We start from the raw sequence: 11,282 nt of genomic DNA on the forward strand, positions 1-11,282 counted from the left end.
GGGCGCCCGTTCGCGTCCGGCCGCTGTCTCACTGCGGCAGCTGCGGCAGCACCTTCGTGCGGTAGAAGTCGAAGAAGCCGCGCTGATCGGGACCGATCTGGTTGACGTAGATCCGGTCGCAGCCCGCGTCGGCGAACTCCTTCAGCGCGGACACGTGCTGGTCCACGTCGTCGCCGCACACCACGTTCCCGCGGACCATGTCCTCGGTGACCAACGGCTTGAGCTGCTCGAAGTGCCGTGGCGTGGAAAGCACCTGGCCCATCTCGCCGGGCAGTTGCTCGTTGTACCACAGCTCGTGCACGGTACGGACGCACTCGTCGCGGTCGGCGCCGAAGCACACCTTCGTACCGCCGCTGACGAGCTTCGCGCCTCCGCCGCCCTTGCGGTACTGGGTGACCATCTCCTCCTCCGGCATCATCGTGATGTAGCCGTCGGCCACGCGGGCCGCGAGCGCGATCGACTTCGGACCGAAGCCGGAGATGTCGATCGGAACGGGTTCCTCGGGGACGGTGTAGAGGCGGGCGTTCTCGACGGTGTAGTGCGCGCCGCGGTGGTTGACCTGCTCACCGGCCAGCAGCCGGCGCATCACCTGCACCGCCTCCTCCAGCATCTCCAGCCGCACGTGCGACGGCGGCCACCGGTCACCGGTGATGTGCTCGTTGAGCGCCTCGCCGGTGCCGACGCCGAGCCGGAACCGGCCCCCGGTCATCACCGCGCTGGTCGCGGCCGCCTGCGCCACCACCGCGGGGTGCATCCGCACCGTCGGACAGGTCACGGCCGTCTCGACGGGCAGGGACACCGCCTCGGACAGCGCGCCGATCACTGACCACACGAACGGGCTCTGCCCCTGCGCCTCGTTCCAGGGATGGTAGTGGTCCGAGATCCACAACGCTTGGAAGCCGGCCTGCTCGGCCATCCTCGCCTGCTCGACGAGATCGGCCGGGCCGTACTGCTCGCACGACAGGTGGTAGCCGTATTCGGGCATGGGGGATACCTCCGCGGCGTGGGCGGGTGGGGGTCGCCGTGCCGAGTTACCCGGGCGCCGCGGCGGAAACCGGCGGTGACCTCGGAGGCCGTGCCCCGCTCACCGGGGGCGGACGTTTGGGTGCCCCGGCCGGGGGGACGCGGAAAGTTCCGTACCTGGTCCGCGACAGCGCCGGAGGCGAACCGTGAGTCGACCCCGCATCGTGATCGTCGGTGCCGGCTTCGCCGGCTACCGCGCGGCCCGGACCCTGTCCAGGATGTCCCGGGGCAAGGCCGACGTCACCCTGCTCAACCCGACCGACTACTTCCTGTACCTGCCCCTGCTGCCCCAGGTCGCCGTCGGCATCCTGGAGCCGCGCAGGGTCGCCGTCTCCCTGTCCGGCACACTGCGCCGCGTACGGCTGGTCCTCGGCGAGGCCGACGGCATCGACATGGACGCCCGTACCGTGCACTACACCGACCCCGAGGGCGGGGAGGGCACGCTGGGGTACGACCGGCTGGTACTGGCCGTCGGCAGCGTCAACAAGCTGCTGCCGGTCCCCGGCGTCGCCGAGCACGCGCACGGCTTCCGGGGGCTGCCCGAGGCGCTGTACCTGCGGGACCACGTGACCCGGCAGATCGAGCTCGCCGCGGCCACCGACGACCCCGGGACCTGCTCGGCCCGCTGCACGTTCGTCGTCGTGGGCGCCGGCTACACCGGCACCGAGGTCGCCGCGCACGGCAGGATGTTCACCGACTCGCTGGTGCGCGGGCACCCGCTGCGGGAAGGGATGCGGCCCCGCTGGATGCTGCTGGACATCGCGCCGCGCGTGCTGCCGGAGATGGACGAGCGGCTGTCGGACACCGCCGACCGCGTGCTGCGGCAGCGCGGCGTCGAGGTGCGGATGGGCACGTCCGTGAAGGAGGCCACGCACGACGGGGTGCTGCTGACGGACGGCGAGTTCGTCCGCACCCGCTCGCTGGTGTGGTGCGTGGGCGTACGGCCCGACCCGCTCGTCGAGAGCACGGGGCAGCCGCTGGAGCGCGGACGGCTCGTCGTCGACCCCTTCCTGCAGATGCCGGGGCGGCCCGAGGTGTTCGCGTGCGGCGACGCGGCCGCCGTACCCGATTTGGACAACCCCGGCGGGCTCACGCCGATGACCGCCCAGCACGCCTGGCGGCAGGGCAAGGTGGCGGCCCTCAACGTCGCCGCCTCGTGCGGTGTCGGCGAGCGCCGCCCCTACCGCCACCGCGACCTGGGCTTCGTGGTCGATCTCGGCGGTGCGCAGGCCGCCGCCGACCCGTTCGGCGTCCCGCTGTCCGGTCCGGTGGCCGGCGCGGTCACCCGCGGCTACCACCTCGCGGCGATGCCGGGCAACCGCGTCCGGGTGGCCGCCGACTGGCTCCTGGACGCCGTACTGCCGCGTCAGTCCGTCCAGTTGGGGCTCGTACGCTCCTGGTCGGTGCCGCTGGACACGGCCTCCCCGGAGCTGGCGCGCGTACCGGGGAGGCCGGAGAGGCGGGAGGAGGCCGACGAGAACATCACCGAGATCATCGACAACACCGAGAAGGCCCAGCTGGCGGGCGCGGAGCCCGCGCCGCGCCGGCCGGGTCCCGAGCCCGCGAGGAACCAGCCCGGCGGCGAGCCCGCGAGGAACCAGCCCGGCGGCGAACCGGCCAGGAACCGGTCCGGGCCCGAGCCCGCCGGGAATCGGCCCGGGCCCGCCAGGAACAGGAAGAAGAAGCCGGCCGCCGGGCGACGTGGCGCCCACCCCGCCCCCGGGCCGGTCAAGCGTGACGACACATCCGCGGAAGGAGACCGAGGAGACTCATGAACACCGACGAACTCGTCGAACTCGGGCAGCAGTTGCGCGTCGACAGCGTGCGGGCCGCCGCCGAGGCGGGCTCCGGGCACCCGACGTCCTCCATGTCCGCCGCCGACCTGATGGCCGTCCTGCTGGCGAACCACCTCCGTTACGACTTCGAGGACCCCGAGCACCCCGGCAACGACCGCTTCGTCCTGTCCAAGGGGCACGCCTCCCCGCTGCTGTACTCCGCCTACAAGGCGGCCGGCGCCATCGACGACGCCGAACTGCTCACCTTCCGCAAGCTGGGCAGCCGACTGGAGGGGCACCCCACGCCGCAGCGGCTGCCGTGGGTGGAGACGGCGACCGGTTCCCTCGGCCAGGGCCTGCCCATCGGCGTCGGGATCGCGCTGGCCGGCAAGCGCCTGGACCACGCCGACTACCGCGTGTGGGTGTTGTGCGGGGACAGCGAGCTGGCCGAGGGCTCGATCTGGGAGGCCGCCGAGCACGCCGGGTACGAGCACCTGGACAACCTGACCGTGATCCTCGACGTCAACCGGCTCGGCCAGCGCGGCCCCACCCGCCACGGCCACGACCTGGACGCCTACGCCCGCCGCTTCCGCGCCTTCGACTGGCACACCGTCGAGATCGACGGCCACGACGTGGACGCCGTCGACCGCGCCTACGGCGAGGCGGTCTCCACGAAGGGCCAGCCCACCGCGATCATCGCCCGCACCCTCAAGGGCAAGGGCGTCAAGGCCACCGAGGACCGCGAGGGCCTGCACGGCAAGCCGGTGAAGGACGCCGACGAGGCGGTCGAGGAGCTCGGCGGCGTCCGCGGCATCCGCGTCCACGTGCACCCGCCGGACTCCACCCGCTCCCTGCACGCCGTGGGGAACGGCAGCCTCGAACTGCCCCGCTGGGACAAGGGCGAACAGGTCGCCACCCGCGACGCCTACGGTCAGGCCCTGGCCGCGCTGGGCACCGCGCGCGGCGACGTCGTGGCCCTGGACGGCGAGGTCGGCGACTCCACCCGCTCGGAGTTCTTCGCCAAGGAACATCCCGACCGCTACTTCGAGTGCTACATCGCCGAACAGCAGATGGTCGCCGCCGCGGTCGGCATGGCCCGGCGCGGCTGGGTGCCGTACGCCTCCACCTTCGCGGCCTTCCTCACGCGCGCGTACGACTTCGTCCGGATGGCCTCCATCAGCGGCTCCGGCATCAACCTCAACGGCTCCCACGCGGGCGTGTCGATCGGGCAGGACGGGCCCAGCCAGATGGGCCTGGAGGACCTGGCGATGCTGCGGGCCGTCCACGGCTCGACCGTGCTCTACCCGTGCGACGCCAACCAGACCGCCGGGCTCGTCGCGGAGATGGCCGACCTGGACGGCATCCGCTACCTGCGCACCTCGCGCGGGGAGAGCCGGGTGATCTACGGCCCCGAGGAGGAGTTCCCCGTCGGCGGCAGCAAGGTGCTGCGCTCCTCCGGGGCGGACCGGCTGACGATCGTCGCCGCCGGCGTCACCCTGCACGAGGCGCTCGCCGCCGCCGACGCCCTCGGCCGGGACGGCGTCGCGGTCCGGGTGATCGACCTGTACTCGGTCAAGCCCGTCGACCGGGACACGCTGCGCCGGGCCGCCGAGGAGACCGGCTGCCTGCTCACCGTGGAGGACCACCGCGAGGAGGGCGGCCTCGGCGACGCGGTGCTCGACGCCTTCCTCGACGGGCGCCCGGTGCCGCGCCTGGTCCGGCTCGCCGTCCGTACGATGCCGGGCTCGGCCTCGCCCGCCGAGCAGCTGCACGCCGCGGGCATCGACGCGGCGTCGATCGCGGCCTCCGCGCGGCTGCTGGTGGAGGAAGCGGTGGTGCCGTGAGCGGCAGCGCGCGCACGGTACGGGCCGGCCGGCGCACGGTGGAGGTGCACCGGCCGGACAAGGTCCTGTTCCCGGGCGGCGACGGCGGGGACGGCGGCGCCGCCAAGGAGTACACCAAGGGCGACCTCGCCGACTACCACCGGTCCGTGGCGCCCTTCATGCTCCCGCACCTGCGCGGCCGTCCGCTGATGCTGGAGCGGCACCCGGACGGCCTGGACGGCCCGGCGTTCATGCAGAAGAACACTCCGGAGAACTACCCGGACTGGATCACCCGGGCCGAGGTCGCCAAGGAGGACGGCACGGTCACGCACACCGTCTGCGACGACACGGCGACGCTCGTCTACCTCGCCGACCAGGCCTGTCTGACCCTGCACCGCTGGCTGTCCCGCACCAGGCACGTCGAGCGGCCGGACCGGATGGTCTTCGACCTCGATCCGGCCGACGACGACTTCACGTCCGTGCGCGAGGCGGCCCGGCTGCTGAAGGAGCTGCTCGACGAGCTGAAGCTGCCGTCGGCGCCGATGACGACGGGCTCGCGCGGCCTGCACGTGATCGTCCCCCTCGACGGGCGCCACGACTTCGACGAGGTGCGCGACTTCGCCCGGGACGTCGCCGGACTGCTGGCCGCCGGCCACCCAAGCCGGCTCACCACCGCCGCCCGCAAGAAGGAGCGCGGCGACCGCCTCTACCTGGACGTCCAGCGCAACGGCTACGCCCAGACCGCGGTCGCCCCCTTCACCGTACGGGCCCGGCCCGGCGCGCCCGTCGCCGTCCCGATCGCCTGGGACCAGCTCGACGACCCGGATCTCGGGCCGCGCCGCTGGACGATCGCCGACGCGGTCGACCAGGCCCGTACCGACCCGTGGGCCGGAGTACCGCGCCGGGGCCGCGCCCTGGGTCCGGCCCGGCGCCGCCTCGACTCACTGCGTGGTTGATACACGCACCACCGTGCGCAGGTGGTTCGCCCCCGCACCCGGGACGCCCGCGCCCGCGAGGTTTGGCCAACGGAGCTGCGGCCACACGGAGAAGAGAGGTGGCCATGGCGAACAAAGAGAACACATCGCAGAACTCACAAGAGCCACGGGAGTCACAGAAGTCACAGGAGCCACATACCGAAGAGGACAACCGTACGGCGGCGCGTCGGCCCAGGCCGATGGAGGTGCTGCGCGAGGCACGCGCCCAGTTCGGCGAGCTGACCGGTCTGACCGCCGAGTCCGTCACGACGTTCGAGCAGACGGAGGACGGCTGGTCCCTGGAGGTCGAGGTCCTCGAACTCGCCCGGGTGCCCGACACGATGAGCCTGATGGCGAGCTACCTGGTCGAACTCGACCCCGAGGGACAGCTCACCGGTTACCGGCGCCTTCGCCGCTACGAACGCGGGCGCGCCGACGCACACCGGTCCGGCGGCCGCTAGGCCGCCCGCCCGCAGGCAGTCCCGTGGTTCCACGCACGGAGAAGGCATCCCTACACACAGACAAGGAGGCGCGGTCGGCATGACCGTTGTCCCGGCACAGACGTCCGGCGGTGGAGGCGGCAGCAGCGGCCTCTACGACGTACTGGAACTCGTCCTCGACAGGGGGCTGGTGATCGACGCGTTCGTGAGGGTGTCCCTGGTGGGCATCGAGATCCTCAAGATCGACGTGCGTGTCGTCGTCGCCAGCGTGGACACGTATCTGCGCTTCGCCGAGGCGTGCAACCGGCTCGACCTGGAGGCCGGCCCGCGCAAGAGCCCCGGCCTGCCCGAGATCGTCGGCGAGGTCACCGAGTCCGGCGCGCGCGGCAAGTCCAAGGGCGCCCTGTCCGGCGCCGCCCAGACCATCTCCGACGCCTTCAAGCAGGGCCGTGACGAGCACGCGGAGGAGTCCGAGTCCCGGCCGAGGGCGCGCAGGACCACGTCGGCGCGCAGGAAGGAGGAGCAGGAGTGAGCACATACGTCTACGGGATCACGGCCGCCTCGCACCCCGCGCTGCCCCAGGGCATGGGAGGTGTCGGCGACCCGCCGCGCGAGATCCGCGTCCTCGAGGCGGGCGAGCTGGCGGCGGTCGTCAGCGACGCGCCCGAGGGCCTGCGTCCCAAGCGCAAGGACCTGCTCGCCCACCAGAGCGTGCTCAGCGAGGTCGGCGCGGCCGGCTGCGTGCTGCCCATGCGGTTCGGCAGCGTCGCCCCGGACGACGACACCGTCACCGCCGTGCTCGGCGAGCGTGCCGAGCACTACAAGGAGCGTCTGCGGGAGCTGGACGGCAAGGTCGAGTACAACATCAAGGGCAGCCACGTCGAGGAGGCCGTGCTGCACCGCGTGATGGCCGAGAACCCGGAGATCCGGTCCCTGGCGGAGGCCAACCGGGCGTCCGGCGGGGGCAGTTACGACGACAAGATCAGGCTCGGCGAGCTGGTGGCGGCCGCGGTGCAGGCCCGCGAGGGCGAGGACGCCGGCGAGGTGGTGCGCGCCCTCTCGCCCCTGGCCGCCGCGGTCAGCGAAGGCCCGCAGTCCACCGGCTGGCTGGTCAACGCGTCCTTCCTGGTGGCCCGGGACGAGGCCCAGCGGTTCCTGGCCGCCGTCGAGCAGGCCCGCAAGGACCTGTCCCATCTCGAACTGCGCGTCAACGGCCCGTTGCCGCCGTACAGCTTCGTCGAGCCCGGCCCGGCCGAGCCGGCGGGCACCACCGCGGGTGCGGACGCGGGAGCGGAGTAATGCCATGGGACTCATCTCCGAGGTGCTGCTGCTGCCGTTCGCTCCGGCGCGCGGCAGCGCCTGGGCGATCCGACAGGTGCTGCGCGAAGCGGAGCGCATCTACTACGACCCGGCCACCGTCCGGGCCGAACTGGCACGTCTAGAGGAGCAGTTGGAGGCGGGAGAGATCACCGAGGAGGAATTCGACCGCCAGGAGGACGAGCTTCTCGACCGGCTGGAGATCGGCCTGCGCGGGGGCGCGGGGACAGGTGAGGGGACGGCACGATGAATCGAACGGCACTCGGCCTCGCGGTAGGGGCCGGATACCTCCTGGGACGGACGAAGAAGGCCAAACTCGCCCTCGCCGTGGGCAGCATGGTGGCGGGCAAGAAGATGAACCTCGGCCCGCGTCAGCTCGCGGACCTGGTCAACCAGCAGCTGAAGAACAACCCCCAGTTCAAGGAGATCGGGGACCAGCTGCGCCAGGACCTGCGGGGCGTGGGCAAGGCGGCCTCGGGTGCGATGGTCGAGCGGCAGATGACCGCGCTCGCCGACCGGCTGCACGGCCGTACCTCGCAGGTCCGCGACCAGCTCGCCGGTGTCGTACCGAAGACCGGCGGGGACGGCGGGGAGAAGGAGACCGAGGGCGAGTACGAGGACGAGTACGAGGACCGGGAGGGACGTGAGGCCGGCGGGGAACCCGAGTCCGCGGGCGAGTCCGAGGAGGAGCCCGAAGGCGGACCGGCCCGGAAGGAGGCGGCGAAGAAGGCACCGCCCGCCAAGAAGGCACCCGCCGGGAAGGCGCCTGCGAAGAAGGCCCCCGCCAAGAAGGCGGCGGCGAAGAAGACGGCGGCCGGGAAGAAGACGGCCGCGAAGAAGACGGCCGCGGCCGGCAACGCGACCCGCGCTGTCCGTTCCCGGCTGCCGAAGGGTGGCGGTGACCGATGACCGAAGCCCTCGGATCCGCGACGTCCGCCGTCGGCAAGGCGGCGGGCAGGGCGACCAAGGACAATCCGCTGACCGACCTCGCCCACAGCGAGGCCGCCGACCGGCTCAAGGCGGAGGCGAAGGACTACCTCGCCGCACAGGCCGAGCGGCTGCTGGCCGGCGCCGGCCGCAAGCTCGGCGAGACCACCGGCAAACTGACCGACATCGCCGAGGGCAGGAGCCCCGGCTTCGGCAAGCTCGCCCTCGACGCCGGTCGCAAGATGGCCCAGGGCAAGGGGCCGCTGCGCACCGCCCTGGAGGTGGGCGGCTCCCGCGTCAAGGAGAAGGTCATGGGCGGGCTGCAGAACCTCGGGGGCGGTGGCAAGGGCAAGCGCAAGAAGCGCGCGGGTCAGAAGCCCATCGTCATCATCGAGTCCATCGACGTCGGCGTGCCGCTGCGCACCGCCTACGACCAGTGGACCCAGTACCAGGACTTCAGCACCTTCGCCAAGGGCGTCAAGAGCGCGAACCGCACCGACGACACCCACTCCGACTGGCAGCTGAAGGTGTGGTGGTCCAACCGCAGCTGGAAGGCGCACACCATCGAGCAGGTGCCCGACTACCGCATCCAGTGGACGTCGGAGGGCGCCAAGGGCACCACCAAGGGCGTCGTCTCCTTCCACCGGCTGGAGGACAACCTCACCCGGGTCCTGCTGGTCATGGAGTACTACCCCAGCGGCCTCTTCGAGAAGACCGGCAACATCTGGCGCGCGCAGGGCCGCCGCGCCCGGCTCGACCTGAAGAACTTCGCCCGCTTCATCACCCTCAAGGGAGAGGCGGAGGACAGCTGGCGCGGCGAGATCCGCGACGGCGAGGTCGTCCGCAGCCACGAGGACGCGGTCGCGGAGGAGGAGCAGGAAGCCGCCGAGGGCGCCGAGGAGGAGCCGGAAGAGGAGGAGCCGGAAGAGGAGGAGCCGGAAGAGGAGGAACCCGAGGAGGAAGAGCCCGAAGAGGAGGAGGGCGAGTACGAAGAGGAGGAAGGCGAGGAGGAGCCCGAGGAAGAAGAGCCCGAGGGTGAGTACGAGGAAGAGGAAGAACCCGAGGAAGAGGAAGAGGACGAGTACGCCGAGGGCGGGAGCCGTCGATGACGACGCCGAGCCGGCTGCCCGAACCGTACGGCCCGAGCAGCGGCGCCAACCTCGCCGACATCCTCGAGCGAGTCCTCGACAAGGGTGTCGTCATCGCGGGCGACATCCGCATCAACCTGCTCGACATCGAGCTGCTCACCATCAAACTCCGGCTCGTCGTCGCCTCGGTGGACAAGGCCAAGGAGATGGGCATCGACTGGTGGGAGAGCGACCCGGCGCTCTCCTCCCGCGCCCGCCGCGACGAACTCGCCCGGGAGAACGCCGAGCTGCGCGAGCGGCTGGCGCGCCTCGAGGAACTGGAGCTGGAGCAGGGTCGCGCCCGCAAGGAGCACGCCCGCAGGGAGGGCGCCCGCAGGGAGGAGGCACCATGAGCGGACTCCGGTACGTCTACGCCGTCTGCCGCCCCCTCGGCGCGCCCCTCCAGGCGCAGCTGACCGGGGTGGCCGGTGCCCCGGCCAAGCCGCTGCACCACCACGGCCTGGTCGCCGTCGTCAGCGAGGTGCCGGAGCGGGACTTCGGCGAGGAGCCGCTGCGCGCGCACCTGGAGGACCTCGACTGGCTGGCCGCCACCGCCCGCGCCCACCAGGGCGTGATCGACGCGCTCACCGTCGTCACCACCCCGCTGCCGCTCAGGCTCGCCACCGTCTTCCGGGACGACAGCGGCGTACGCTCCATGATCGAGGCCCGCGAGGACCACTTCCGCGAGACCCTGGACCGGCTGGAGGGGCGCGTGGAGTGGGGCGTGAAGATCTACGCCGAGCCCGAACAGCCCGAGCGGGCCGCGCGGCCCGCGCCGAAAGCCGCGTCGGGCCGGGACTACCTGCGGCAGCGGCGGCAGCAGACGCGTGCGAGCGAGGACATGTGGCAGAAAGCGGAGGCGTTCGCGACACGGCTGCACGAGGAACTCGCCGATTTCGCGGAGGACTCCCGGCTGCACGCGCCGCAGAACCCCGCCCTTTCGGGCGCGGCGGGGCGCAATGTGCTCAACGCCGCCTATCTGGTCCCGCGGCGCGGCTCCGAGGAGTTCGTGGAACTCGTGGACCGCGCCAAGGACGACGTCCCAGGGCTGCGCGTGGAGCTCACCGGGCCCTGGGCGGCGTACTCCTTCGCCGGGGAAGCGCCGGAGGAGGAGGCATGACGGTCGTCGAACGCCGTGAGATCGCCCTGGTCGACCTCCTCGACCGGCTGCTGGCCGGCGGCGTGGTCATCACCGGGGACGTCACCCTGCGCATCGCGGACGTGGACCTCGTCCGCATCGACCTGAACGCGCTGATCAGCTCGGTGAACGCACAAGTGCCGTCGCCCTTCGAAGCCCTCGAGGAGCAGCCGTGACCCCCCGCAAGCGTCTGGAACTGGAGCCCGACACGGTGGAGCGCGATCTGGTGAAACTCGTGCTCACCGTGGTGGAGCTGCTGCGCCAGCTCATGGAGCGGCAGGCGCTGCGCCGCTTCGACGTGGGGGACCTGACCGAGGAGCAGGAGGAGCGGATCGGGCTCACGCTCATGCTCCTGGAGGACCGCATGGCCGAGCTGCGCGACCGCTACGGGCTGCGGCCCGAGGACCTGAACCTGGACCTCGGGCCGCTGGGACCGCTGCTTCCCCGGGAGTGAATTCCGGGAATCAGGCTTCCTTGCGGCACAGGATTTCCCCGTGCAGGACGGCGAACCAGCCGTCCTGCCGCTCGCCCCACTCCCGCCACGCCCGTGACACGGCGCGCAGCCGCTCCTCGGTCGCGTGGCCGCCCGCGACGGCGCGCTCGGCGTACGCCGACGCCAGGGTGCGGTCGGCCCACAGCCCGCTCCACCACTCCCGCTCGGCGTCGGTGGCGTAGGTCCAGGTGCCGGCGGTGGCCGTGACGTCGGTGAAGCCGGCCGCCAGTGCCCAGGACCGCAGC

Annotated in this window: 14 protein-coding genes and 1 pseudogene; 13 read left to right on the top strand and 2 right to left on the bottom strand. The window is 72.2% G+C overall.

Features of this window, described 5'->3' with window-relative positions:
• Positions 1 to 28 precede the first annotated feature (28 nt).
• Positions 29 to 985, bottom strand: a complete 957-nt coding sequence (locus tag RH94_RS31275; protein WP_073951712.1) for an LLM class F420-dependent oxidoreductase — start codon at positions 983 to 985, stop codon at positions 29 to 31.
• A gap of 184 nt (positions 986 to 1,169) precedes the next feature.
• Between RH94_RS31275 and RH94_RS31280 the strand changes: the two genes are divergently transcribed.
• The 13 genes from RH94_RS31280 (at position 1,170) to RH94_RS31340 (ending at position 10,998) form a co-directional block, all read left to right on the top strand.
• Positions 1,170 to 2,798, top strand: a complete 1,629-nt coding sequence (locus RH94_RS31280) for an NAD(P)/FAD-dependent oxidoreductase (RefSeq protein ID WP_107428876.1) — start codon at positions 1,170 to 1,172, stop codon at positions 2,796 to 2,798.
• The gene (locus tag RH94_RS31285; RefSeq protein WP_073951714.1) at positions 2,795 to 4,642 is read left to right on the top strand and encodes a transketolase; all 1,848 of its coding nucleotides are present in this window, start codon (positions 2,795 to 2,797) and stop codon (positions 4,640 to 4,642) included. Before RH94_RS31280 ends, RH94_RS31285 begins: the two co-directional genes overlap by 4 nt.
• Entirely contained in the window at positions 4,639 to 5,577 is a 939-nt protein-coding gene (gene ligD / locus RH94_RS31290; RefSeq protein WP_073951715.1) for a non-homologous end-joining DNA ligase, read from the top strand. The genes RH94_RS31285 and ligD overlap by 4 nt, the downstream gene beginning before the upstream one ends.
• A gap of 104 nt (positions 5,578 to 5,681) precedes the next feature.
• Positions 5,682 to 6,056, top strand: a complete 375-nt coding sequence (locus tag RH94_RS31295) for a gas vesicle protein GvpO (protein WP_073951777.1) — start codon at positions 5,682 to 5,684, stop codon at positions 6,054 to 6,056.
• 79 nt (positions 6,057 to 6,135) lie between these two features.
• A complete protein-coding gene (locus RH94_RS31300) occupies positions 6,136 to 6,567 on the top strand; it encodes a gas vesicle structural protein GvpA (RefSeq protein ID WP_073951716.1) in 432 nt (143 codons plus the stop codon).
• Complete coding sequence (locus RH94_RS31305) at positions 6,564 to 7,334, top strand: GvpL/GvpF family gas vesicle protein (RefSeq protein ID WP_073951717.1); 771 nt, start codon at positions 6,564 to 6,566, stop codon at positions 7,332 to 7,334. Before RH94_RS31300 ends, RH94_RS31305 begins: the two co-directional genes overlap by 4 nt.
• 4 nt (positions 7,335 to 7,338) lie before the next feature.
• A complete protein-coding gene (locus tag RH94_RS31310) occupies positions 7,339 to 7,602 on the top strand; it encodes a gas vesicle protein GvpG (protein ID WP_073951718.1) in 264 nt (87 codons plus the stop codon).
• Positions 7,599 to 8,261 carry a DNA primase gene (locus RH94_RS31315; RefSeq protein WP_073951719.1) on the top strand — a complete coding sequence of 221 codons (663 nt, stop codon included), beginning with the start codon at positions 7,599 to 7,601 and terminating at the stop codon, positions 8,259 to 8,261. The genes RH94_RS31310 and RH94_RS31315 overlap by 4 nt, the downstream gene beginning before the upstream one ends.
• Entirely contained in the window at positions 8,258 to 9,388 is a 1,131-nt protein-coding gene (locus tag RH94_RS31320) for an SRPBCC family protein (protein ID WP_073951720.1), read from the top strand. The genes RH94_RS31315 and RH94_RS31320 overlap by 4 nt, the downstream gene beginning before the upstream one ends.
• Positions 9,385 to 9,759 carry a gas vesicle protein gene (locus tag RH94_RS31325; protein ID WP_073951721.1) on the top strand — a complete coding sequence of 125 codons (375 nt, stop codon included), beginning with the start codon at positions 9,385 to 9,387 and terminating at the stop codon, positions 9,757 to 9,759. Before RH94_RS31320 ends, RH94_RS31325 begins: the two co-directional genes overlap by 4 nt.
• On the top strand, positions 9,756 to 10,526 hold the full coding sequence (locus tag RH94_RS31330; protein WP_073951722.1) for a GvpL/GvpF family gas vesicle protein: 771 nt from the start codon (positions 9,756 to 9,758) through the stop codon (positions 10,524 to 10,526). The genes RH94_RS31325 and RH94_RS31330 overlap by 4 nt, the downstream gene beginning before the upstream one ends.
• Entirely contained in the window at positions 10,523 to 10,720 is a 198-nt protein-coding gene (locus RH94_RS31335) for a gas vesicle protein (RefSeq protein ID WP_073951723.1), read from the top strand. Before RH94_RS31330 ends, RH94_RS31335 begins: the two co-directional genes overlap by 4 nt.
• Positions 10,717 to 10,998 carry a gas vesicle protein K gene (locus tag RH94_RS31340; RefSeq protein ID WP_028424586.1) on the top strand — a complete coding sequence of 94 codons (282 nt, stop codon included), beginning with the start codon at positions 10,717 to 10,719 and terminating at the stop codon, positions 10,996 to 10,998. Before RH94_RS31335 ends, RH94_RS31340 begins: the two co-directional genes overlap by 4 nt.
• A 10-nt stretch (positions 10,999 to 11,008) precedes the next feature.
• Here RH94_RS31340 and RH94_RS45075 read toward each other — a convergent pair.
• A pseudogene (locus RH94_RS45075) lies at positions 11,009 to 11,282 on the bottom strand (SAM-dependent methyltransferase); the annotation flags it as partial.

The sequence above is a fragment of the Streptomyces kebangsaanensis genome, from assembly GCF_001906585.1.
GTDB classification, from domain to species: Bacteria; Actinomycetota; Actinomycetes; order Streptomycetales; family Streptomycetaceae; genus Streptomyces; species Streptomyces kebangsaanensis.